The following is a 22,961-nucleotide window of genomic DNA, read 5'->3' on the forward strand; positions in this document are numbered from 1 at the left end:
TTCTGCCAAAGTAGTGCTAGTAAACGCTTGCCAGGCGCCAAAAAATGCGCAGGCCGCGTTGAGGCATGCCCGCGTATTTGGTTCGCGAACCGCGCACGACTGCGCGCGTGCGTCGGTGCACGCTCACCGCCTGCAACTCGCTCCGATGCTACCGACTTACTTGAGGTGTGCGCTGATCTTGTCGATGCCGGCTTTGGCGCAAGCTTCGTCGTCATCAATGCCGGGCCCGCCCGAGACGCCGATGCCACTAACAACCTCATTGCCGACCTTGATGCGAAGACCGCCGACAGCGCAGCGCTTCTTCGGCTCTGCGCCACAACGCATAGCGCGTCGAAGACGCGCGTGAACGCGCCTATGCGCGTTGCAGCTTGTCCGGGACATGAGAGGTGGGCACGCCGTAGCCTCACACTCCGTCATTGCGACGCGGAAACATCATCCCTCAAAATGAAAACGGGCATGCCTTCGTGCGAAGGCATGCCCGCTCAAAACTCTATTCGTGCGACGCGCGTGCGTTCAGTGCACGCTCACCGCCTGCAGCTCGTTGCTCCAGGCATTGGCGACCGCGGCTTCGCGGCTGTCGGTCAGCATGATCGGCGTGCCGTCGGCGGCGTGGAGCGCGAACAGCTTGAGGCCGGGCGCGATCTTCGGCGCTTCGGGAAACAGGCCCGGAACATCCTCGGAGCGGATCTGCTTCACATAGGCGATATGGCCTTCGCCGAGGGTTGCCAACGTCTCGGGCGAGACGGCCTTGGCTTCGTATTCGAACGCAACGTGACCTTCACTCATGGTCTCGACTCCTTCACAGAAACTAAGCGGTCGAGTCCGCTACTCGTTCCATTATTCGTGCTCATTGATAGCGATTGTCTTAACGATCCTCTCCGGTTCTGGCCGGGCCAGGTCGATCGACAACAACCCGTTCTTCAGATCCGCACCCAGCACCAGCATCCCCTCCGCCAGCACGAAGGTGCGCTGGAAGTGGCGCGCGGCGATGCCGCGATGGATGTATTGCCGGGTCTTGTCGTCCTGCTGTCGCCCGCGGATGACGAGCTGGTTTTCCTCAATGGTTACATCGAGTTGGTCGCGGGTGAATCCGGCGACCGCCAGCGTGATCCGCAGCCGCTCGGGCTGGCCGTCGGATCGGTCGCACCTCTCGATATTGTAGGGAGGGTAACCGTCGGCGCCTTTGACGACGCGATCGAGCACGCGCTCGATCTCATCGAAGCCCAGAAGGAACGGACTGGATAACGTGGGAACACGAGACATAGTTTACAAAGTCCTCTCGAAGCGACTTTGGCATTTCAAGGCCCGGAACCGGCGCCCCTTGGTCAGCAATATGGGCATATCCCTGTTTGGGTTCAAGGACGTAGCAGGGGGCTGTGGATTCACTGTTTCAGCGGTCGCCGGCCGTGATGAATTTGCGGGGCGATTTATCCCAATGAAAACAGAGCCCCATCTACTGTGCATGGGGTTGTTTTCGCAGTCCTGGCCGGCCCTTGCGGAACCGGTCAGCCCTCGATTCGCGTCCGCCCGTCGCCGCTGAACAGATGCAGCTTTTGGCGCACCGCCGCGACCCGGATTTTCTGGCCGATGGCGGGAGCCTCGGTTCCGGGAACACGGACGATGACCTCGCCCGGCGGCAGCTCGCCCGGCGTGGCGGCGACGCGCTGCTCGTCCTCGGCGCGTGAGCCGTAAATAAAGGTTTCGGCGCCGACACGTTCGATCGCTTCCACCGTCAGCGGCAATGCGACGCCGCCGGCCGGGGTCTGGTCGGTGATGACAAAATCTTCCGGACGGATGCCGAGGATGCCGGCTTCGCCTGCGCTGCCGAGCTGCGATTTGATCTCCTCAGTGCGCATCGACATCAGATTCATCGGCGGCGCGCCGATGAAGGAGGCGACGAAGGTCGTGGCCGGCTTCTCGTAGATTGCCAGCGGATTGCCGATCTGCTCGACCTGGCCGCCATTCATCACGACGAGAATATCGGCGAGCGTCATCGCCTCGAGCTGGTCGTGGGTGACGTAGATCGACGTCGTGTTGAGCCGGCGCTGCAATTTGCGGATCTCGACCCGCATCGCGATGCGCAGCTTTGCGTCGAGGTTCGACAGCGGCTCGTCGAACAGGAAGACTTTCGGCTGGCGCACGATGGCGCGGCCCATGGCGACGCGCTGGCGCTGGCCGCCGGAGAGCTGGCGCGGCTTGCGCTCCAGCATGGCTGAGAGCTCGAGCACGCGCGCGGCTTCGTCGACGCGGGTCTTGACCTCGGTCTCGGCCATGCCGCGGTTGCGCAGGCCGTAAGCCATGTTGTTGAAGACGCTCATATGCGGATAGAGCGCGTAGTTCTGGAACACCATCGCGATATCGCGATCGGCCGGCTCGACCTGGTTGACGACACGGCCGCCGATGTCGATCTCGCCGCCGGAGACGGTCTCGAGGCCCGCGACCATGCGGAGCAGCGTCGACTTGCCGCAGCCGGAGGGGCCGACCAGCACGCAGAACTGTCCGTCGCCGACATCGACGTTGACGCCCTTGATGGCCTCGAAGCCGCCAGTGTAGGTCTTGCGGACGTTGCGCAGGGTGACGTTGGCCATAACTCTCTACTTCTCCGTCTCGACCAGACCGCGGACGAACAATTTCTGCATGGCGACGACGACGAACACCGGCGGCAGCATGGCCAGCACGGCGGTCGCCATCACCACCGGCCATTCGGTCAGCGCGTCGGTGGTGGTGATCATCTTGCGGATGCCGACCTGGATGGTCTGCATGTCGTCGCGCGTGGTGATCAGCAGCGGCCAGAGATATTGATTCCAGCCGAGGATGAAGAGGATCACGAACAGCGCCGCCATGTTGGTGCGCGACAGCGGCAGCAGCGTATCCCAGAAGAAGCGCAAGGGACCGGCGCCGTCGATGCGCGAGGCCTCAAGCAATTCGTCCGGCACGGTCATGAAGAACTGGCGAAACAGCAATGTCGCGGTGGCGGATGCGATCAGCGGCAGCGCCAGGCCGGCATAGCTGTCGAGCATGTGCAGGTCGGCGACGATCTTGTAGGTCGGGTAGATGCGGACCTCGACCGGCAGCATCAGCGTGATGAAGATGATCCAGAAGATCGGCATCCGGAACGGAAAGCGGAAATACACGATCCCATAGGCAGAGATGATCGAGATCGCGATCTTGCCGACGGCGATCAAGAGCGCCATCACCAGCGAGTTCAGCATCATGTTGTAGACGGGCTCGCGGGTCGAGCCGCTCGTGCCGACGAAGATGGTCTGGTAGTAGACCTCGAAGAAGTGCCCGCCCGGCAGCAGCGACATCTGCCCGTTGGCGATCAGCGCGTTGTCCTGGGTCGAGGCGACGATGGCGATGTAGACGGGAAACGCGACGATCGCGATCCCGATCCAGAGGATGATATGGGCGACGTAGCGTCGAAAGCCCTCTTGCTCGACCATCAGTAGGTCACCTTGCGTTCGACGAAGCGGAACTGGATTCCCGTCAGCACGATGACCATGACCATCAGGATCACCGACTGCGCCGCCGAACTGCCGAGATTGCCGCCGAGCAGGCCGTCGGAATAGACCTTGTAGACCAGCGTCACCGTCGACGTGCCGGGACCGCCGCGGGTCATGGTGTCGATGATGCCGAAGGTGTCGAAGAAGGCGTAGACGATGTTGACGACCAGCAGGAAGAAGATGGTCGGCGACAGCAGCGGGAAGGTCACGGTCCAGAACCGCCGCATCGGGCGCGCGCCGTCGATCGCGGCAGCCTCGAACACGCTTCTGGGGATGGCTTGCAGCCCGGCGAGGAAGAACAGGAAATTATACGAGATCTGCTTCCAGGCCGCGGCGAGGATGATCAGCGCAGCGGCCTGGTTGCCGTCGAGCAGCGGATTCCAGTCGACGCCGGCGGCGCGCAAGTATCGCGCGAGCACGCCGAGCGAGGGATGCAGCATGAAGATCCAGAGCACGCCGACCACGGGCGGTGCGACCGCATAGGGCCAGATCAAGAGCGTACGGTAGAGCATCGAGCCGCGCAGCGGCTTGTCCGCCATCACGGCGAGCAGCAGCGCAAAGGACAGCGACGACACCGCGATCGCAAACGAGAAGAAGAACGTCCGGACGATCGCTTCGAAATAAGCGGGGTCCTTGAACAGCTCGATATAATTGTCGAACCAGACGAAGCTCGACGAAAGACCGAAGGCGTCCTGGAGCAGGAAGGACTGGATCACCGCCTGCAAGGCCGGCCAGTAGAAAAATATCAGGACGATCGCGAGTTGCGGGGCAACCAGCGCGTAGGGCAACAGCTTTGATTGGAAAATGGATTGCTTTTGCATGATGTCAGCAGAGCGGCAGGCCGGATCGCGGTCTGCCGCTCATCGCCTCACTTCACAGCGGTCTTTTCGAACTGACGCAGCATCGTGTTGCCGCGCTCGACAGCCGTATCCAGCGCCTGCTTGGCGGTCTTCTTGCCGGCCAGCGCCTGCTCGATCTCTTCCGACCAGACGTCACGCAGCTGGACCATGTTGCCGAGGCGCAGACCGCGCGAATTGTCGGTCGGCTCCTTGTTGGTCAGCTCGAGCAGCGGGGTCTCGAGATAGGGCTGGTCCTTGTAGAAGCCTTCTTCCTTCGCCTTGGCGTAGGCCGCCTTGGTGATCGGCAGATAGCCCGAGGCCTTGTGGATGTAGACCTGGCGATCGGTGTCCGAGAGGAAGGTCAGGAATTTTGCGACGCCCTTGTATTCGTCGGCCGATTTGCCGCCCATGATCCAGAGCGACGCGCCGCCGATGATCGAGTTCTGCGGTGCGCCCTTGACGTCCGGATAGTACGGCATCGGCGCAGCGGTGAAGTTGAACTTGGCCTGCGCCTTGACGTTGCCGAAGAAGGCGGACGAGGTGATGTAGATCGGGCATTCGCCCGAAGTGAAGCGGCCTTCGCCGGTGTTGGTGCGGCCGGCGTAGTCGTAGATCTTGTCCTTCTGGAGCTCGACCAGCTTCTCGAGGTGCTTCAGCTGGAGCGGCCCGTTGAATTCGAGCACGGTGTCGAAGCCGTCGAGGCCGTTGGCCTTGCTGGCGAGCGGCACGTTGTGCCAGGCGGAGAGCTGCTCGAGATTGACCCAGGTGACCCAGGAGCCGGAGAAGCCGCAGGTCGGATGACCGTTGTCGTGGAGCTTCTTGGCGGCTTCGAAGGTCTCGGGCCAGGTCTTCGGGATCTCGATATTCGCCTTCTTGAGCTCGTCGAGGTTGACCCACATGACGGTCGACGACGAGTTGAAGGGGAAGGACAGCATCTCGCCCTTCGAGGTCGAGTAGTAGCCGGTGATCGCGGACAGATAGTTCTTCGGATCGAATTTCTCGCCGGCCTCGGCCATCAGCTTGTAGACGGGCTTCACGGCGCCGGTCGCGGCCATCATGGTCGCGGTGCCGACTTCGAACACCTGCATGATGTGCGGAGCGTTGCCGGCGCGGAAGGCGGCGATGCCGGCGTTCATCGTGTCGGGATAGTTGCCCTTGTAGGTCGGGATGACCTTGTAGTCGGTCTGCGACGTATTGAAGTCGGTGGCGAGCTTGACGATGACGTCATTGTTGGCGCCCGTCATCGCATGCCACCACTGGATCTCGGTCACAGCCAGCGCCGGCGAAGCCGTCATGCCAACCGCGATTGCAACAGCGGCAGCCGCCCCAAAATGTCGAAGAGCCATCAAGTAACCTCCCTTGGCCGTCAAAAAGATCGCTTGCGCTAGCAGCGCCATATGACGTTCACATGACTGTGTAGGCGGCCGAAACGAAAGCGGCAAGCGCGGGAAAAGGGAAGCCGTCAAATAGGCGAATGCCAAACGGGCAGCCGCATCCGTTCGCGGTGCACATGCGTGCTCGCGCCGCACTGCGGCATTTGCAGATTTCTCTAAACCTCTCCCGCTTGCGGGAGAGGTCGGCGCGCGGCGCCGGGTGAGGGCTCTATCCTCCAGGGTTGTCCCGCTGTGGAGACACCCTCTCCCCGACCCTCTCCCGCAAGCGGGAGAGGGAGCGCCCGCCGTGAAGGCTTAGCGCTTGCGCTCGGGACCGCAGACCGTGCCCTTCGCGACCATCGCGTCGATCTCCGCGTTTGAGTAGCCGAACTCGCCCAGTACCTCCTGGGCGTGCTGGCTGAACTTCGGCGGCAGGCGGCGCAGGCTCGGCTTGCTGCGATCGAGCCGGATCGGCGAGGCCACGCCCTTGTACCAGTCCTTCTCGATGACATCGCCGCGCGCGATCGTGTGCGGGTTGGTCAGCGCTTGGTCGATCTTCTGCACGGGACCTGCGGGCAGGCCCGCGGCTAGCAGGCGATTGCACAACGGCTCGGCCTCGTGCTGGCTGAACACCGCGGCAAGTTCGGCACGCAACGCCTCGCGATTGGCGATGCGGTCCTTGTTGCGGGCAAAGCGCGGATCGGTGCCGAGCTCGGGCTTGCCGATTTCCTTGGCGAGCTTGCGGAAGGTGCCGTCATTGCCGACGCCGATGAAGATGTTGTCGGTCTTGGTCGGGAAGATCGCGTAAGGAACGAGGTTCGGATGCTCGTTGCCGGTGAGGCCGGGCGGCTTGCCATGCATGAAATAATTCGCGGTGTGCGGATGCATGATGGCAAGGCCGGTCTCGTACAGCGTCGTCTCCAGGAACTGGCCCTTGCCCGAGCGCTGGCGCTCGGACAGCGCCATCAGGATGCCGATCGCTGCGTAAAGACCGGTGGTGATGTCGACCAGCGGCACGCCGATCCGCATCGGGCCGCTCTCGGGCGAGCCGGTCGCCGCGATCATGCCGGTCATGGCCTGGATGATGGCGTCATAGCCGGGATTGCCGCCGCGCGGACCGTCGGCGCCGAAGCCGCAGATCCGGCAATGCACGAGGCGCGGATATGTCTTGCTGAGCACATCGTTGCCGATGCCCCATTTCTCCAGCGTGCCCGGCTTGAAATTCTCGATCAGGACGTCGGCGGTCTCCAGCATCTTGAGCAGCACGACACGGCCGCCCTCGGAAGCGAGATCGAGGCCGATCGAGCGCTTGTTGCGGTTGATGCCGACGAAATAAGCCGCATCGTCGTCGTGGAAGGGAGGGCCCCAGTCGCGCACCTCGTCGCCCGCAGGCGGCTCGACCTTGATCACATCGGCGCCATGGTCGGCGAGGATCTGGGTGCAGTAGGGGCCGCCGAGCACGCGCGTGAGATCGATGACGCGCAGTCCGCTCATTGCGCCGGTTGCGGCTTCAGTCATGCTTTCGCTTCCCCTGTGTCGATATTTGACCACAGGCCTAGCGAGGTTCGTCCAAGCCAGCAATGGCTTGTCGCGTGGGGGCGTATGCGTCGCGGCACAATCCCGCGGCATGGCAAATCAAACAGAGGCGGCCGGCCCGAGGGAGATCCCGGGCCAGCCAATCCACCGTCTGATCAGACGACCGTCAGGCGGACGTCGACATTGCCGCGCGTCGCGTTGGAATACGGGCACACCTGGTGCGCTTTCTCGACCAGCGCCTCGGCGTCGGCGCGGGACAGGCCCGGCAGCGAGACGGCCAGATCGATGTCGAGGCCGAAGCCGCCGGCCGAGCGCGGGCCGATGCCGACGGTCGAGGTCACGGAGGCGTCGGCGGGGACCTTCGGGCCGCCCTGCGAGGACACGAACTTCATCGCGCCGATGAAGCAGGCGGCATAGCCGGCCGCAAACAGCTGCTCGGGATTGTTGCCGGCGCCGCCGCCGCCGCCGAGCTCCTTCGGCGTGGTAAGCTTGACGTCGAGCGCGCCGTCGAGGGTCGCAGCATGGCCGTCACGGCCGCCGGTGGCTTTTGCGCTGGTCTTGTAGAGGACGTTCACGGACATTTTCGTCTCCCTTGGGGTCTTCGGGTTGGGGTGAGGCCTATATCGCAAACAATTAGATTGTGCGCAATTGAAATCTGCATGCCTCACATTTAATTGTTCGCAATTGAATGTCGGCCCGCCCGGTCCCACAATGCGGGTCAATCTCGTGAGATTCTCTATGGCCCGGAAATTATCGACCCTGGATCCGCAACGCCTCGACAACCAGATCTGCTTCGCCGTCTATTCCGCCGCGCACGCCTTCAACCGCGTCTACAAGCCGCTGCTCGACCGGCTCGACCTGACCTATCCGCAATATCTGGTGATGCTGGTGCTGTGGGAGCGCGACGACGTGCCGCTCAAGGACATCGGCGAAAAGCTGTTTCTGGATTCGGGAACGCTGACGCCGCTGCTCAAGCGGTTAGAGGCCGCGCACCTCGTCAAGCGCACGCGCTCCAGCGAGGACGAGCGTCAGGTCCTGATCGCGCTGACGCCGCAGGGGCACGCGCTGAAGGACAAGGCGCGCAGTGTCCCGCAGTCGATCCTGGCGGCGTCGGATTGCTCGGTGTCAGAACTGGTCGCGATGAAAGACGAGATCGTCGCGCTGCGGGATCGGTTGAATGCGGTGATTGGGGAATAGGGGCTAGCAGAGCCGCTTTTTCGAGAAGGCGCGGCCCGAGTGCGACTTGAGATATTTCTCGAATGCCAAGGCCTTCAGCTTGTCGGGAAAAGCGCAGTACCAGACTAGCTTCCACGGCTTGAATTTGGCCGTGTGAGCGGATTTGCCGGCATTATGCTCAGGGAGTCGTCGCTTCAAATCTTCCGTGGCGCCGATGTATTCCTGGTCGGGGAATTCGATGCTGCGGAGGATGTAGACGTACCACATTGACGTCTCGCGTCTGGGCAGTCGTTAGGTGGAAGTCTCACCGGGTCCGTCTTCGCCCTGCGGGCTTCGCCGGACACCACGCTTCACCCTTCGGGCTCCTCGTGGCTGCGCCACGCGTAGCCCGAAGGGCGAAGCGTGGTGGAGCCAGGCGGGATCGAACCGCCGACCTCTTGCATGCCATGCAAGCGCTCTCCCAGCTGAGCTATGGCCCCTTAAGTCCTGGGACGATCCTTGTGGATCACTCCCGACCGGCGAGCCTGGTGACTCGCGCGGTGCACCCTTTTTCACAGATCAGGGCTGATCTCAAGTCTCTTCATCACCTCCGACATCACCAATGATGTCGGTCACGTCCTCATCGCCCTCTTCTTCGTCGGCAATGAAGGTCGAATCATCGTCATCGTCGTCGTCGAGGGTCTCGTCGACCTCGATATCGTCCTCGGATTCGGGGACGACGGCCTTGACCTTGCCGGTGTTCTCCTCGGCATCGGCCTCCTCGAGCGAAACCTCTTCGACCTCTGCCGGCTCCGGCGTGGTCTCCGCGGCAGCCGCGTGACGGGCTTCGGCGCCGCGGGTGGCGCGGGCCGGCGCCACAGGCGCAATCGGTACCACTTCGCCGGTATAGGGCGAGATCACCGGATTCTTGTTGAGGTCGTAGAATTTCTTGCCCGTCGTGGGGCAAATACGTTTGGTTCCGAGTTCGGACTTGGCCACGGCAGAGGAATCCTGGGATGTCTGAAAAGCGGTGTTTCACTTGGCTAGTTGGCGGCCCGCTGTCAATAGCGCATTACGAGAGAAAGACATGCTCGTGACGGCGGGGAGGCCATGTGGTAGGTGCCCGCGAGCCTCTGAGGCGCATTCAAGGACACAATCTTGACCCATTCCGACAAGCCGACGCCGCTGAAGTCGCGCTCAAGCGGTCCCCTGACCGGGAAAGTACGGGTGCCCGGGGACAAGTCGATTTCCCACCGCGCCCTCATTCTGGGCGCGCTTGCTGTCGGCGAGACCCGGATCACAGGTCTCCTCGAGGGCGAGGACGTCCTCAACACCGCCAAATCCATGCAGGCGCTCGGCGCCAAGGTCGAACGCACCGGTGATTTCGCCTGGAAGGTGCAGGGTGTGGGCGTCGGAGGCTTTGTCCAGCCCAAGGCAGCGCTGGATTTCGGCAACTCCGGCACCGGCTGCCGGCTGGTCATGGGCGCCGTCGCAGGCTGCCCGATCTCGGCGGTGTTCGATGGTGATGCCTCGCTGCGCAGCCGCCCGATGCGCCGGATCCTCGATCCGCTCGAAAAGATGGGCGCCAAGGTCGCGTCTGCCGCTGAGGGTGGCCGCCTGCCGCTGACCGTCCAGGGCGCGCGCGATCCGCTGCCGATTACGTACAAGACCCCGGTCGCCTCGGCCCAGATCAAGTCGGCGGTGCTGCTGGCGGGCCTGTCTGCGCCGGGCACCACGACCGTGATCGAGAACGAGGCCAGCCGCGACCACACCGAGCTGATGCTGAAGCATTTCGGCGCGGATATCACATCGGTTGCCGAAGGTGCTCACGGCCGCCGCATTACGCTGGTCGGCCAACCCGAGCTGCATGGCGCCGCCGTCATCGTGCCCGCCGATCCGTCCTCGGCGGCGTTTCCGGTCGTCGCGGCGCTGATCGTCGAAGGCTCCGATGTCGTTCTGTCCGACGTGATGACCAATCCGCTGCGCACCGGCCTTTTCACGACGTTGCGTGAAATGGGCGCGTCCATCGAGGAAAGCGAAGTGCGCGGCGATGCCGGCGAGCCGATGGCGCAGCTGCGCGTGCGCGCGTCAAAACTGCGCGGCGTCGAGGTGCCGCCGGAGCGTGCGCCCTCGATGATCGACGAATATCTCGTGCTGGCGGTCGCGGCTTCGTTCGCCGAAGGCACGACCATCATGCGCGGCCTGAAGGAGTTGCGCGTCAAGGAATCCGATCGGCTCGAGGCCACCGCGGACATGCTCCGCGTCAATGGCGTGAAGGTCACTGTTTCCGGCGACGATCTGATCGTCGAGGGCCGCGGCCACGTCCCCGGCGGCGGCACCGTCGCCACGCATATGGACCACCGTATCGCGATGTCCGCGCTGGTGATGGGCTGCGCGTCCGATCAGCCCGTGACGGTCGACGACACCGCCTTCATCGCCACCAGTTTCCCGGACTTCATTCCGATGATGCGGTCGCTGGGGGCCGAGTTTTCATGATCATCGCCATCGATGGACCCGCGGCCTCGGGCAAGGGCACGCTCGGCAAGCGCCTCGCGCATCATTACGGTTATCGTCACCTCGATACCGGCGTGATCTATCGTGCGGTCGCCTACGCGCTGATGCAGTCCGGCCATGACCTCCGGGACGAGACGGCTGCGGTGCAAGCCGCGCTGGAACTCGATCCCGAAAAGTTCGGCAATCCGGCCCTCAAGACCCAGACGACCGGCGAGGGCGCCTCCATCGTCTCGGCGATTCCCAGGGTTCGCGAGGTCCTGCTCAATTTCCAGCGGCAATTCGCCGCCGGTCCGCCCGGCGCGGTGCTGGACGGCCGGGACATTGGAACCGTGATCTGCCCCGACGCCGACGTGAAGATCTTCGTCGTGGCTGACCCAAAGGTCCGGGCCCGCCGCCGCACCATGGAGGCGAGAGCGCGGGGCGAGGAGGCGGATGAGGCGGCGGTGCTCGCCGACATCATCCAGCGCGACGAACGGGACAAGAACAGGCCGATCGCGCCTCTAAAACCGGCCGCAGATGCTTACTTGCTTGATAACTCCCAACTGGATATAGAAGGCGGCGTCCGGGCCGCCATCGACATTATCGAGGCCGTCCGAGCGGGCCGGTCGCGGGGTTAAGCCGCAGCCGTCATTGGAGGAAGCGCCCGCTCCCGCTCTTTGAGGTCGATACTCTCGGTCCCTGCTTTGGGGCCGACGCGATCCAGGCTCCGGACAAAAGATTTCCACGTATCGAACGTGCGGGCCCAGCCGGCCCGCTTCCGCTGTTCCGGCAAACCGGAGCAACGAGCGGTCGCTCGAAGGTTTTGTGGACCTTCCGACACTGCACGCGCGGTACGCCCAAAAACCCAACGGCCGGCAAGACATCCGCAACTGGAGAACAAATGGCTTCGACTTCCGCTGATACCTATAGCCCGTCGCGCGACGATTTCGCCGCGATGCTCGACGAGTCCTTCGCAGGTGGCAACCTGCAGGAGAGCTCCGTCGTCAAGGGCAAGGTGGTTGCAATTGAAAAGGACATGGCCGTCATCGACGTCGGCCTGAAGACCGAGGGCCGCGTCGCCCTGCGCGAATTTTCCGGCCCCGGCCGTGAGAGCGAGATCAAGGTCGGCGACGAGGTGGAAGTGTTCCTCGATCGCATCGAGAACGCCCTCGGCGAAGCCGTGCTGTCGCGCGACAAGGCGCGCCGCGAAGAGAGCTGGGGCAAGCTGGAGAAGGCGTTCCAGAACAACGAGAAGGTCACGGGCGTCATCTTCAACCAGGTCAAGGGCGGCTTCACCGTCGACCTCGACGGCGCCGTTGCCTTCCTGCCGCGTTCGCAGGTCGACATCCGTCCGATCCGCGACGTCGCGCCGCTGATGAACAACGCGCAGCCGTTCCAGATCCTCAAGATGGACCGCCGCCGCGGCAACATCGTCGTCTCCCGCCGCACGGTTCTCGAAGAGACTCGCGCCGAGCAGCGTCAGGAGCTGGTGCAGAACCTCGAAGAGGGTCAGGTCATCGACGGCGTGGTCAAGAACATCACCGATTACGGTGCGTTCGTTGATCTCGGCGGCATCGACGGCCTGCTGCACGTCACCGACATCGCGTGGCGCCGCGTCAACCACCCGACCGAGGTGCTCTCGATCGGCCAGACCGTGAAGGTCAAGATCATCAAGATCAACCACGAGACGCACCGCATCTCGCTGGGCATGAAGCAGCTGCTGGACGATCCGTGGCAGGGCATCGAAGCCAAGTACCCGCTGGGTGCCCGCTTCACCGGCCGTGTCACCAACATCACCGACTACGGTGCGTTCGTCGAGCTCGAGCCGGGCATCGAAGGCCTGATCCACGTCTCCGAGATGTCGTGGACCAAGAAGAACATGCACCCCGGCAAGATCGTGTCGACCTCGCAGGAAGTCGACGTGCAGGTGCTGGAAGTCGATTCCGTCAAGCGCCGCATTTCGCTCGGTCTCAAGCAGACCATGCGCAACCCGTGGGAGGTCTTCGTTGAAGGTCACCCGACTGGTTCGACCGTCGAGGGCGAAGTCAAGAACAAGACCGAGTTCGGTCTGTTCCTGGGTCTCGAGGGCGACGTCGACGGCATGGTCCATCTCTCCGACCTCGACTGGAAGCTTCCGGGCGAGCAGGTGATCGACAACTACAAGAAGGGCGACGTGGTGAAAGCCGTGGTGCTCGATGTGGACGTCGAGAAGGAGCGTATCTCGCTCGGCATCAAGCAGCTCGAAGGCGACCCATTCGCCGAGCCGGGCGATGTCAAGAAGGGCGCGGTCGTGACCTGCGAAGTGCTCGAAGTGAAGGAAAGCGGCATCGAGGTGAAGATCGCCGGGACCGACTTCACCACCTTCGTCAAGCGATCGGAGCTCGCGCGTGACCGCAACGACCAGCGCGCCGAACGCTTTGCCGTCGGCGAGAAGGTCGATGCCCGCGTGATCCAGTTCGACAAGAAGGCCCGCAAGGTCCAGGTGTCGATCAAGGCGCTCGAAGTTGCCGAAGAGAAGGAAGCCATCGCGCAGTACGGCTCCTCGGATTCGGGAGCGACTCTCGGCGACATCCTGGGCACCGCGCTCAAGAACCGCGACAGCAAGTAAGCGAAACGCAGGTTTTGCTGACATCAGAGCCCCGGCGCGAGCCGGGGCTTTTTTGTTGGGGCACCGTCCGGGCGACGCGGGGCCTTGTTTTCTTCAAATTGCGCCGCAATTGATGTATCCAGACAATTCATTGGTCACGTTGTGACGGCACAACGCCGGCGGCCCTTCATTTGGAGATATTCCGATGTCACTCGATTCGGACATCATCGTCGATCGCCGCAGGATCCGCCGCAAGCTGACGTTCTGGCGCGTGATGGCTGCGCTGATCGCGATCGCTGCGATCGCGGGCTTTGCGCTGATCGCGACGCCCGGCGCACAGGGCAGCTTCGCCTCCGCAGGCTCAATCGCGCGTGTGCAGATCGACGGCCTGATCCGCAGCGATTCCGAGCGGACGCGGGCGCTGGAGCGGCTGGAGAATTCGCAGGCTGCCGCCGTCATCGTTCACGTCAACTCACCGGGCGGCACCACCGCCGGCTCCGAGCAGCTCTACGATTCCTTGACGCGCCTGAAGGCGAAGAAGCCGCTGGTCGTCGTGGTCGAGGGTCTTGCGGCGTCCGGCGGCTACATCACCGCGATTGCGAGCGACCACATCATCGCCCAGCAGAGTTCGCTGGTCGGCTCGATCGGCGTGCTGTTCCAGTTTCCGAACTTCACCGAGCTGCTGAAGACCGTCGGCGTCAAGGTCGAGGAAGTGAAGTCCACGCCCCTGAAGGCCGCGCCCAACGGTTTTGAGCCGACCAGCCCCGAGGCACGGGCCGCGCTGGATGCGCTGGTGAAGGATTCCTATGCCTGGTTCAAGGATCTGGTGAAGCAGCGCCGTGGCATGGATGACACGCAGCTCGAAAAAGTCGTCGATGGCCGCGTCTTCACCGGACGCCAGGCGATCGATCTCAAGCTGATCGATCAGCTCGGCGACGAGAAAACCGCCGTGACCTGGCTCGAGGAGCAGAAGGGCGTCAAGAAGGGTCTCAACGTGCGCGATTACAAGCTCGAGCCGCGCTTTGGCGACCTGCCGTTCCTCAAGACGGCTGCCGCCGTCACGCTGGAAGCGCTTGGATTCGGCTCGATTGCGCACCAAATCGCGCAAACCGGCGTCGTGCAGGCGGTTGATCGCATCGGGTTGGATGGAATGCTGGCCTTGTGGCAGCCGGCTGCCTCGAATTGACCGGGAATAAGCGGGAACAACGCGAGCTTCAGAGCTTTTTCCCGTCCGGCGGGTAGCCGTGCAGCCCGCTTTTTCGGCATTTGTCACGCATTTTCACGACGCTCAACCTTCATTTAGCGTCTTGACAGATCACGGTATTTTCACGGAAATGGTCATCCGCACGCTCCCGGGTCCTATCTCTCGATGATCAAATCCGAACTTGTTCAGCGTATCGCCGAGCACAACCCGCATCTGTACCAGCGGGATGTCGAGAACATTGTGAATGCGATTCTCGAAGAGATCGTAGCGGCTCTCGCACGCGGTGATCGCGTCGAGTTGCGCGGCTTCGGTGCCTTCTCGGTCAAGCATCGCCCTGCACGCGCTGGGCGTAATCCGCGCACCGGCGCCCATGTCCCCGTCGATCAGAAGAGCGTTCCGTTCTTCAAGACCGGCAAGGAAATGCGCGAGCGGCTGAACCGCGACCATCCGGATCCGGGCGCCCCGGACTAACGCTGTCGTCCGGGCTTAACCGAATGGCCGCATGATGCGGCAGCAAGCTTGATTCAAGACGAGCGATCGCGATGCGAAAGTTCCTGACCGCACTGATCGTGATTCTGGCGTTCCTGGTCCTGGTGACCTTCGCCGTCGCCAACCGGCATTTCGTCACGGTCTCCTTTGATCCCCTCATGGCGAACGATCCGGCGCTGTCGGTCACATGGCCGCTGTTCCTGATCTTGATCGTGGTGGCCGCGCTGGGCGTCGTGGTGGGCGGCTGCGCCGTCTGGTTCGGCCAGCGGCACTGGCGGCGCGCTGCACGCCGGCATGAGGCAGATGCCCGGGCCGCCCAAGTCGAATTGGCCGGACTCCGGGCTCAGGCGGCCCCGGCCAAGCCCGAGTCCCGGCACCTCCCGGTGCCCTCCGGGGTGGGCCTTTACGGGGCTATCGGGCGAGACAAGCAGCGCGCGACGTTGTAGAAGCGGCCCGACCGAAAAAACCCGTTTCCCGGCCGCCGCTTGCGGCCTCCACCCGCTTTGAGACCATGTCCCTGCTCGTCAAAATCTGCGGTCTGTCCACGCGTGAGACGCTCGAAATAGCGCTCGACGCGGGCGCCGACATGGTGGGGTTCGTGTTCTTCCCGCCGTCGCCCCGGCATGTCTCGCTGGAGACGGGGCGCGACCTCGGCCGGCAGGTGAGGCAGCGCGCGCTCAAGGTCGCGCTCACCGTCGATGCCGACGATGCCGCGCTCGACAACATCATGGACGCGCTGTCGCCGGACATTTTTCAGCTCCACGGCCAAGAGAGCGTGGCACGGCTGCGCGACATCAAGCAGAAGTTCGGCCGCCCCGTGATGAAAGCGGTGCCGGTTGCAACATCGGCCGATCTCGCCGTGCTGCCCGGCTATGCCGCGGTCGCCGACCGCATCCTGTTCGACGCGCGTGCGCCGAAGGATGCGACGCGTCCCGGCGGTCTGGGCGCGCCGTTCGATTGGCACCTGCTGGAAAATCTCGACTTGAGGCTGCCCTACATGGTCTCGGGCGGGCTTCACGTCGACAATGTTGCGGAAGCCCTCCGAGTCACCGGCGCCGGTGGCGCCGACGTGTCCTCGGGTGTCGAGAGCGCCCCAGGCGTCAAGGATCCGGAGCTGATCAAGGCCTTCATTCGCGCCGCGCGCGCCACTCAAGAGTTGAGCGTTCGATGAACATCGCCAAACCAAATTCCTATCGCAGCGGCCCCGACGAGCGCGGCCATTTCGGCATCTTTGGCGGACGCTTCGTCGCCGAAACCCTGATGCCGCTGATCCTCGATCTGGAGAAGGCCTACACCGCGGCCAAGGCCGATCCGGCCTTCCAGGCCGAGATGAACGGCTATCTCAAGAACTATGTCGGCCGGCCCTCGCCGCTCTATTTCGCCGAGCGCCTCACCGAGCATCTCGGCGGTGCCAAGATCTATCTGAAGCGCGAAGAGCTCAACCACACCGGTTCGCACAAGGTGAACAACGTGCTCGGCCAGATCATGCTGGCGCGTCGCATGGGCAAGAAGCGCATCATCGCCGAGACCGGCGCCGGCCAGCACGGTGTCGCCACCGCGACGCTGTGCGCGCGCTTCGGCCTGGAATGCGTGGTCTATATGGGCGCCGTCGACGTCGAGCGGCAGCAGCCCAATGTGATCCGCATGGAGATGCTGGGCGCAACGGTGGTCCCGGTGCAGTCGGGCACGCGCACGCTGAAGGACGCGATGAACGAGGCGCTGCGCGATTGGGTCACCAACGTGCACAACACCTTCTACTGCATCGGCACCGTGGCAGGGCCGCATCCCTATCCGACGCTGGTGCGCGACTTCCAGTCCATCATCGGCAACGAGACCAGGACGCAGATGCAGGAGGTCGAGGGCCGCCTGCCGGATTCGCTGGTCGCCTGCATCGGCGGCGGCTCGAACGCGATGGGCCTGTTCCATCCGTTCCTCGACGATTCCACCGTCGAGATTTTTGGTGTCGAAGCCGCAGGTCACGGGCTGACGCAATTGCATGCGGCTTCAATTGCGGGCGGCCGTCCCGGCGTTCTGCATGGCAACCGCACCTATCTCCTGATGGATGCCGACGGTCAGATCCAGGACGCGCATTCGATCTCGGCCGGCCTCGACTATCCCGGCATCGGCCCCGAGCATTCCTGGCTGCACGAGATCGGCCGCGTCAATTATCTCTCCGCGACCGATGACGAGGCGCTCGCCGCGTTCCAGCTGCTCTCGAAGCTCGAAGGCATCATTCCCGCACTCGAGCCCGCGCACGCCATCGCCAAGGTGATGGAGCTTGCGCCGAAGCGGCCGAAAGACCACCTGATGGTCATCAATCTCTCTGGCCGCGGCGACAAGGACGTCCCCCAGGTCGGCGACATCCTGAAGGGCAAGAGCAAGTGAGGCGCGTGTCGCACTCTCTTCACCTCTCCCCGTCGGGGAGAGGTCGGCTGCGAAGCAGCCGGGTGAGGGGTCTATCCGCTCACTCGAACCTCAGTGATGTCTGGATCAGCTCGAGGACACCCTCAAGATTTTCGTACACGTCAGTGTTCGAGACGCGCAGGACGAGGAAGCCGCAGGCCTCGAGCACTTTGGTCTTGGCTTCATCGCGCTCGACCTCGGACGGGCTGGAATGCGTGACGCCGTCGACTTCAACGATGAGTTTTCCGTCCAAGGTCACGAAGTCTACGATGTATCGATCGACCGGATGCTGGCGACGAAATTTCCAGCGGGCGAGCTGCCTGTTGCGCAGCGCCTGCCAAATCTTTGCTTCCGCGCTCGTCTGCGACTCGCGAAGCTTTTGCGCTCTCGATTTGAATCTTTCCATCCCCCTCACCCGGCTGCTCCGCAGCCGACCTCTCCCCGGAGGGGAGAGGTATAGCACAGCGGCCGCCGAATCATGACCACGCGTATCGACACCCGTTTTGCCGAGCTGAAGAAAGCCGGCCGCTCGGCCTTCGTCACCTATGTGATGGCCGGCGATCCCGATCTCACGACTTCGCTCAATATCGTCAAGGCGCTGCCCAAGGCAGGCGCCGACGTCATCGAACTCGGCATTCCCTTCACCGATCCGATGGCGGATGGTCCCTCGATTCAGGCGGCAGGTCTGCGCGCGCTCAAGAACGGCATGACCTTGACGAAGACGCTGGAGCTGGTGCGCGGCTTCCGCAAGGACGACAACGTCACGCCGCTGGTCCTGATGGGCTATTACAATCCGATCTACATTTACGGCGTCGACAGGTTTTTGGCTGATGCCAAGACGGCCGGCGTTGACGGCCTCATCATCGTCGATTTGCCGCCGGAGGAAGACGACGAGCTCTGCATTCCCGCGCTGAAGGCGGGCCTGAACTTCATTCGCCTCGCGACCCCGACCACCGACGACAAGCGCCTGCCCGCGGTGCTCGCGAACACATCGGGCTTTGTCTATTACGTCTCTATCGCCGGCATCACCGGTGCAGCAGCGGCGGACGCGAATGCCGTAGGTCAAGCTGTCGCGCGTATCAAGCGGCATACCAAGCTGCCGATCTGCGTTGGTTTTGGCATCCGCACGCCGGAGGCGGCGCGCGCCATTGCCGAGAAGGCGGATGGTTCGGTGGTCGGCACCGCGCTGGTCGATGCGCTCAAGAACAGTCTCGATGCCGAGGGCCGCGCGACCGCCAAAACCGTTAACGCGGTGGCTGAGCTGACTGCGGCCTTGGCCCAGGGCGTCAAGGGCGCGAAACAGGCGGCTGAGTAGCCATAATTCCGCTTTAGGGGCGGGCGACACCGCGGCTTGCCGGGCAAGGGCCCGGCCGCCATATAGTCCTTCAGGCGATCCCCTGCGGGTTCGCACATCGGAGCAAACCATGAACTGGCTTACCAATGTGGTCCGGCCGAAGATTCGCAACATGCTGCGGCGGGAGACGCCGGAGAATTTGTGGATCAAGTGCCCGGATTCCGGACAGCTTGTGTTCTACAAGGACGTCGAGGCCAACCAGTTCGTCATCCCCGGCTCGAACTACCATATGCGCATGGGCGCGGTGGCGCGGTTGAAGTCGATCTTCGACAACGAGACCTGGTTCGACGTCGCCGTGCCCGACGTCACGCCCGATCCGCTGAAGTTTCGCGACGAGAAGAAGTACGTCGATCGCATCAAGGACGCGCGTGCGCGCACCAATCTGAACGACGCGGTCAAGGTCGGCTACGGCAAGCTCGAAGGCGCCGGCGTCGTCATCGCCGTGCAGGATTTCGATTTCATGGGTGGTTCGCTCGGCATGGCTGCGGGTGAAGCCCTCGTGCGCGGGCTCGAGCTTGCGGTCGAGAAGAAGTCGCCCTTCATCGTGTTCGCTGCATCCGGCGGCGCGCGCATGCAGGAAGGCATCCTGTCGCTGATGCAGATGCCGCGCACCACGGTCGGCGTGCAGATGCTGCGCGAAGCAAAACAGCCCTATATCGTCGTGCTGACCAACCCGACCACCGGCGGCGTCACCGCATCCTATGCGATGCTCGGTGACGTGCAGATCGCCGAGCCCGGCGCGCTGATCGGCTTTGCGGGCGCGCGCGTGATCGAGCAGACCATCCGCGAGAAATTGCCGGAAGGTTTCCAGCGCGCCGAATATCTGAAAGAGCACGGCATGGTCGACATGGTCGTGCATCGCCACGAGTTGCGTCCGACCCTGGCGCGGCTCTGCCGCCTGCTCACCAGGGCGCCGGTGCAGGAGAATGCATCGAAATCGGTGCAGCCGGTCGTCAGCCCGGCGCAGATCGTATCGGCCCCTGAGACGGCGCCGGCTGCGCCCCACGCGTGAACGCGCCCTCTGACAGCGCAAAGCCTTCGCTCGATGCATTGATCGGGCGGCTGTCGGCCCTGCATCAGAAGCGCATCGATCTCGGGCTTGAGCGGATGCATCGCCTGCTCGAGCGGCTCGGTCATCCCGAACGCAAGCTGCCGCCAGTGATCCATGTCGCCGGCACCAACGGCAAGGGCTCGACGGTTGCCTATCTGCGCGCGACGCTGGAGGCGGCCGGCCTGCGCGTCCACGCCTACACTTCGCCCTATCTCGTCCGCATCAACGAATGTTTCCGCATCGGCCGCGTCGGCGGCGGCGTGCTCGTCTCCGACGACGAATTGCGCGCGGCGCTGGAAGAGGTCGAGCGCGTCAATGCCGGCGAGCCTGCGACCGTCTTTGAGCTCAAGACTGCCGCCGCCTTCCATTTGTTCGCGCAAAATCCTGCCGACGCGGTGCTGCTCGAAGTCGGCCTCGGCGGCCGGCTCGATTCGACCAATGTGGTCGATACGCCCGCAGCCTGCGTGATCACGCCTGTCAGCATGGATCATATGGATTTCCTCGGCGACACCCTGGCGTTGATTGCCGGCGAGAAAGCCGCGATCATCAAGCGCGGCATGCCCGTGGTGTGCGCGGAGCAGACGCCCGAGGCGATGGCGGCGATCGAGGCGGAGGCCAAGCGCATGCGCGCGCCGCTGTTTGCCGCCAACGAAAGCTGGCACGTCAATGTCGAGCATGGCCGTCTGGTCTATTCCGACGAGCGCGGCCTGATGGATCTCGCGGCGCCGCGCCTGTTCGGCCGCCATCAGTTCGACAATGCCGGCCTCGCGATCGCGACGCTGCGTGCGATTCCAAACTTCAAGATCAACCATGCGGCATTCGAGGCCGGGATCGTTGGCGCCGAATGGCCGGCGCGGATGCAGCGTCTCACCTCGGGCGAGTTGCTCTCCTGGGGTCCGCAAGGCAGCGAGATCTGGCTCGACGGCGGGCACAATGCCGAAGGCGGCCGCGTCGCGGCCGCCGCGCTCGGCGATCTCGAAGAGCGCGTGTCGCGGCCGCTGGTTGTGATCGCCGGCATGATGGCCAACAAGGATGCGAAAGCGTTTCTTGCCAATTTCGCTGGTCTCACCCGCCACGTCATCGTGGTGCCGATTCCGGATACCGAGAACGCGATGCCTGTCGATCGCCTTGCGGATGCGGTCCGCAGCCTCGGCATGCGCGTCGAGATCGCGCCCGGCATCGAGGCCGCGCTACGCGCTCTGTCGAAGCTCGCCTACGAAGTGCCGCCGCGCATCCTGATCACCGGCTCGCTCTATCTTGCCGGCCACGTGCTCGGCCTCAACGGCACGCCTCCTGCATAGAGCGCCTCGTTGCTGGATACGAGATTGGGAATCCCAATGCGTTTTGCCGCGATTGCCGACGTCCACGGAAACTATCTCGCGCTGGAGGCGGTGCTTGCTGACATCCGCGCGCAAGGCATCGCCGACATCGTCAATCTCGGCGACATGCTGAGCGGCCCGCTCGACGCGCGGCGCACCATCGAGATTCTGATGACGCTCGATGCCGTGCACGTGCTTGGCAATCACGACCGCTATCTGCTCGACCGTCCCCCGGAGAAGATGGGCTCGTGGGACCGCCCCGCGCACGCGCAGCTCAATGCCGCGCAGCTCGACTGGCTGCGGGAGCAGCCGATAATTCGCGTGCTTCGCGACCAGGTCTTCCTCTGTCACGCGACGCCCGAGGATGACGAGATCTACTGGCTCGACACTGTGCACCCAGACGGCACCGTAGCGCTATCGCCTCTCGATCGGATCGAGCAGTTCGCGCAAGGCATCACGCAATCCCTGATCCTCTGCGCCCACACGCATCTTGCCCGTGCCGTGCGGCTTCGCGACGGCCGCCTGATCGTCAATCCCGGCAGCGTCGGCAGCCCCGGCTATCGTGATGTGCATCCGTTCCCGCATGTCGTGGAGGCCGGCACGCCGCACGCGCGCTACGCGATCCTCGAACTCGTTGACGGTGCGTGGCAGGTGACGTTCCGCCACATCGCTTATGATCACGAGGCCATGGCCGCGCTTGCGCACAGCAATGGCCAGGTCGAGCTGGCGCATGCGTTGGCGACGGGCTGGATCGGATAGAGCTGCTTAAGCGCACCTATTGAACGGGGAGGCGTGTCGTGAGCGACGAAAATATCTGGCGGGGCGAATACGCGGTCGAGACATCGGCAACCGCGGAGGCGATCTGGAGCATTTTCCGAGATGTGCCCGCCTGGAAAACCTGGAACGCAGGTATCGAGCAGATCGAGATTGACGGGCCATTTGCGGCCGGCACTTGGTTCACGATGAAGCCTCCGGGCGAGGAAGCGTTACGCTCGCAACTGATCGACGTTCGCGAGAACGCGTCTTTCATCGACGAAACGCGGGTCGGCGATCTCGTCATCAAGGTCGCCCATCGCATCGAAACCATCGGACCCGCGCGCACGCGCGTCGTTTACGCCGTCGACGCCCGAGGGCCGCAGGCGTTCGAGATCGGCCCGGCTGTTGCGTCAGATTTTCCCGAGGTTCTCGCGAGCCTCGCCAAGCTCGCCGAAACGGGATCGGCATGATTGCGGCCGGCAAAAAATAAAACGGCCGGCAGTGGCGCCGGCCGCTTTCAAACAATCAGTCGCGACGTGGATCAGACCGCGGACGTGATCCACTGCTGGAGCTTCGCCTTCGGCGCCGCGCCGACCTGACGGGAGGCCATCTCGCCGCCCTTGAAGATCATCAGGGTCGGGATCGACATCACGCCGTACTTCGACGCGGTCTTCGGGCTCTCGTCGACGTTGAGCTTGACGATCTTGACCTTGTCGCCCATCGCGCCGGCGATCTCATCGAGAGCGGGTGCGATCATGCGGCAGGGGCCGCACCATTCGGCCCAGAAATCGACGACGACGGGACCGTTCGCCTTGAGCACTTCGGCTTCGAAATCGGTATCGGAAACCTTGCCAACGGCCATTGGAGTACCTCACTCGGTTGAAAGAGAATCGGCGCGA

Annotated in this window: 27 protein-coding genes and 1 tRNA gene; 14 read left to right on the top strand and 14 right to left on the bottom strand. The window is 63.6% G+C overall.

Going from position 1 to position 22,961, the window contains the following annotated elements; all coding sequences use genetic code 11:
* Positions 1–156: 156 nt before the first annotated feature.
* From FXB40_RS49890 to FXB40_RS17480, 9 genes are all read right to left on the bottom strand, one after another.
* Positions 157–324: a heme-binding protein gene (locus FXB40_RS49890; RefSeq protein WP_347339768.1), complete on the bottom strand. Its 168-nt coding sequence runs from the start codon at positions 322–324 to the stop codon at positions 157–159.
* Positions 325–513: 189 nt separating this feature from the next.
* A complete protein-coding gene (locus FXB40_RS17445; protein ID WP_097663320.1) occupies positions 514–786 on the bottom strand; it encodes a BQ00720 family protein in 273 nt (90 codons plus the stop codon).
* Between the two features lie 51 nt (positions 787–837).
* The gene (locus tag FXB40_RS17450; RefSeq protein ID WP_011083554.1) at positions 838–1,263 is read right to left on the bottom strand and encodes an Hsp20 family protein; all 426 of its coding nucleotides are present in this window, start codon (positions 1,261–1,263) and stop codon (positions 838–840) included.
* A gap of 242 nt (positions 1,264–1,505) precedes the next feature.
* The gene (locus tag FXB40_RS17455) at positions 1,506–2,588 is read right to left on the bottom strand and encodes a sn-glycerol-3-phosphate import ATP-binding protein UgpC (protein ID WP_148773430.1); all 1,083 of its coding nucleotides are present in this window, start codon (positions 2,586–2,588) and stop codon (positions 1,506–1,508) included.
* Between the two features lie 6 nt (positions 2,589–2,594).
* A complete protein-coding gene (gene ugpE / locus FXB40_RS17460) occupies positions 2,595–3,443 on the bottom strand; it encodes a sn-glycerol-3-phosphate ABC transporter permease UgpE (protein WP_148773431.1) in 849 nt (282 codons plus the stop codon).
* The gene (gene ugpA, locus FXB40_RS17465) at positions 3,443–4,324 is read right to left on the bottom strand and encodes a sn-glycerol-3-phosphate ABC transporter permease UgpA (protein WP_148773432.1); all 882 of its coding nucleotides are present in this window, start codon (positions 4,322–4,324) and stop codon (positions 3,443–3,445) included. Before ugpA ends, ugpE begins: the two co-directional genes overlap by 1 nt.
* Before the next feature lie 47 nt (positions 4,325–4,371).
* On the bottom strand, positions 4,372–5,688 hold the full coding sequence (ugpB, locus tag FXB40_RS17470) for a sn-glycerol-3-phosphate ABC transporter substrate-binding protein UgpB (protein ID WP_148773433.1): 1,317 nt from the start codon (positions 5,686–5,688) through the stop codon (positions 4,372–4,374).
* Positions 5,689–6,030: 342 nt separating this feature from the next.
* Positions 6,031–7,233 carry a CaiB/BaiF CoA transferase family protein gene (locus FXB40_RS17475; protein WP_148773434.1) on the bottom strand — a complete coding sequence of 401 codons (1,203 nt, stop codon included), beginning with the start codon at positions 7,231–7,233 and terminating at the stop codon, positions 6,031–6,033.
* Positions 7,234–7,406: 173 nt separating this feature from the next.
* The gene (locus FXB40_RS17480) at positions 7,407–7,832 is read right to left on the bottom strand and encodes an organic hydroperoxide resistance protein (protein WP_027531600.1); all 426 of its coding nucleotides are present in this window, start codon (positions 7,830–7,832) and stop codon (positions 7,407–7,409) included.
* 157 nt (positions 7,833–7,989) lie between these two features.
* Between FXB40_RS17480 and FXB40_RS17485 the strand changes: the two genes are divergently transcribed.
* The gene (locus FXB40_RS17485; RefSeq protein ID WP_148773435.1) at positions 7,990–8,448 is read left to right on the top strand and encodes a MarR family winged helix-turn-helix transcriptional regulator; all 459 of its coding nucleotides are present in this window, start codon (positions 7,990–7,992) and stop codon (positions 8,446–8,448) included.
* Positions 8,449–8,451: 3 nt separating this feature from the next.
* On the opposite strand, the gene FXB40_RS17490 is transcribed toward FXB40_RS17485, so the two are convergent.
* The 3 genes from FXB40_RS17490 to FXB40_RS17500 form a co-directional block, all read right to left on the bottom strand.
* Positions 8,452–8,694, bottom strand: a complete 243-nt coding sequence (locus FXB40_RS17490) for a GIY-YIG nuclease family protein (protein WP_148773436.1) — start codon at positions 8,692–8,694, stop codon at positions 8,452–8,454.
* 136 nt (positions 8,695–8,830) lie between these two features.
* A tRNA-Ala gene (locus FXB40_RS17495) sits at positions 8,831–8,906 on the bottom strand.
* Between the two features lie 91 nt (positions 8,907–8,997).
* Positions 8,998–9,405 (bottom strand): TIGR02300 family protein, encoded by a 408-nt coding sequence (locus FXB40_RS17500; protein ID WP_148773437.1) that lies wholly within the window; start codon positions 9,403–9,405, stop codon positions 8,998–9,000.
* Between the two features lie 159 nt (positions 9,406–9,564).
* Here FXB40_RS17500 and aroA point away from each other — a divergent pair, with 159 nt between their 5' ends.
* The 8 genes from aroA to trpB all read left to right on the top strand — a co-directional run bounded on the left by aroA (position 9,565) and on the right by trpB (position 17,564).
* Positions 9,565–10,902: a 3-phosphoshikimate 1-carboxyvinyltransferase gene (gene aroA / locus FXB40_RS17505; protein WP_148773438.1), complete on the top strand. Its 1,338-nt coding sequence runs from the start codon at positions 9,565–9,567 to the stop codon at positions 10,900–10,902.
* Positions 10,899–11,537 (top strand): (d)CMP kinase, encoded by a 639-nt coding sequence (gene cmk / locus FXB40_RS17510; protein ID WP_148773439.1) that lies wholly within the window; start codon positions 10,899–10,901, stop codon positions 11,535–11,537. The genes aroA and cmk overlap by 4 nt, the downstream gene beginning before the upstream one ends.
* Positions 11,538–11,800: 263 nt before the next feature.
* Positions 11,801–13,507 (top strand): 30S ribosomal protein S1, encoded by a 1,707-nt coding sequence (rpsA, locus tag FXB40_RS17515; RefSeq protein ID WP_148773440.1) that lies wholly within the window; start codon positions 11,801–11,803, stop codon positions 13,505–13,507.
* Positions 13,508–13,691: 184 nt separating this feature from the next.
* A complete protein-coding gene (sppA, locus tag FXB40_RS17520; RefSeq protein WP_148773441.1) occupies positions 13,692–14,672 on the top strand; it encodes a signal peptide peptidase SppA in 981 nt (326 codons plus the stop codon).
* Positions 14,673–14,855: 183 nt separating this feature from the next.
* On the top strand, positions 14,856–15,161 hold the full coding sequence (locus FXB40_RS17525; RefSeq protein WP_007598410.1) for an integration host factor subunit beta: 306 nt from the start codon (positions 14,856–14,858) through the stop codon (positions 15,159–15,161).
* A gap of 71 nt (positions 15,162–15,232) precedes the next feature.
* On the top strand, positions 15,233–15,625 hold the full coding sequence (locus tag FXB40_RS17530; RefSeq protein WP_148773442.1) for a lipopolysaccharide assembly protein LapA domain-containing protein: 393 nt from the start codon (positions 15,233–15,235) through the stop codon (positions 15,623–15,625).
* Positions 15,626–15,690: 65 nt separating this feature from the next.
* Entirely contained in the window at positions 15,691–16,350 is a 660-nt protein-coding gene (locus tag FXB40_RS17535; RefSeq protein WP_148773443.1) for a phosphoribosylanthranilate isomerase, read from the top strand.
* Positions 16,347–17,564 carry a tryptophan synthase subunit beta gene (gene trpB, locus FXB40_RS17540; RefSeq protein WP_148773444.1) on the top strand — a complete coding sequence of 406 codons (1,218 nt, stop codon included), beginning with the start codon at positions 16,347–16,349 and terminating at the stop codon, positions 17,562–17,564. The genes FXB40_RS17535 and trpB overlap by 4 nt, the downstream gene beginning before the upstream one ends.
* Before the next feature lie 79 nt (positions 17,565–17,643).
* Here trpB and FXB40_RS17545 read toward each other — a convergent pair whose 3' ends face one another.
* Positions 17,644–17,988, bottom strand: a complete 345-nt coding sequence (locus FXB40_RS17545) for an endonuclease domain-containing protein (RefSeq protein ID WP_148773445.1) — start codon at positions 17,986–17,988, stop codon at positions 17,644–17,646.
* A 72-nt stretch (positions 17,989–18,060) separates the two neighbouring features.
* Here FXB40_RS17545 and trpA point away from each other — a divergent pair, with 72 nt between their 5' ends.
* The 5 genes from trpA to FXB40_RS17570 all read left to right on the top strand — a co-directional run bounded on the left by trpA (position 18,061) and on the right by FXB40_RS17570 (position 22,532).
* Positions 18,061–18,897 carry a tryptophan synthase subunit alpha gene (trpA, locus tag FXB40_RS17550; RefSeq protein WP_148773446.1) on the top strand — a complete coding sequence of 279 codons (837 nt, stop codon included), beginning with the start codon at positions 18,061–18,063 and terminating at the stop codon, positions 18,895–18,897.
* A gap of 109 nt (positions 18,898–19,006) precedes the next feature.
* A complete protein-coding gene (accD, locus tag FXB40_RS17555; protein WP_148773447.1) occupies positions 19,007–19,948 on the top strand; it encodes an acetyl-CoA carboxylase, carboxyltransferase subunit beta in 942 nt (313 codons plus the stop codon).
* Complete coding sequence (locus tag FXB40_RS17560) at positions 19,945–21,288, top strand: bifunctional folylpolyglutamate synthase/dihydrofolate synthase (RefSeq protein WP_148773448.1); 1,344 nt, start codon at positions 19,945–19,947, stop codon at positions 21,286–21,288. Before accD ends, FXB40_RS17560 begins: the two co-directional genes overlap by 4 nt.
* Positions 21,289–21,324: 36 nt before the next feature.
* Positions 21,325–22,065 carry a metallophosphoesterase family protein gene (locus tag FXB40_RS17565; RefSeq protein WP_187436946.1) on the top strand — a complete coding sequence of 247 codons (741 nt, stop codon included), beginning with the start codon at positions 21,325–21,327 and terminating at the stop codon, positions 22,063–22,065.
* A 38-nt stretch (positions 22,066–22,103) separates the two neighbouring features.
* Positions 22,104–22,532: an SRPBCC family protein gene (locus FXB40_RS17570; RefSeq protein WP_148773449.1), complete on the top strand. Its 429-nt coding sequence runs from the start codon at positions 22,104–22,106 to the stop codon at positions 22,530–22,532.
* 71 nt (positions 22,533–22,603) lie between these two features.
* Here the strand turns inward: FXB40_RS17570 and trxA are convergent, their stop codons facing one another.
* The gene (gene trxA, locus FXB40_RS17575) at positions 22,604–22,924 is read right to left on the bottom strand and encodes a thioredoxin (RefSeq protein WP_007598398.1); all 321 of its coding nucleotides are present in this window, start codon (positions 22,922–22,924) and stop codon (positions 22,604–22,606) included.
* Positions 22,925–22,961 lie beyond the last annotated feature (37 nt).

The sequence above is a fragment of the Bradyrhizobium rifense genome, assembly GCF_008123425.1.
GTDB classification, from domain to species: Bacteria; Pseudomonadota; Alphaproteobacteria; order Rhizobiales; family Xanthobacteraceae; genus Bradyrhizobium; species Bradyrhizobium rifense.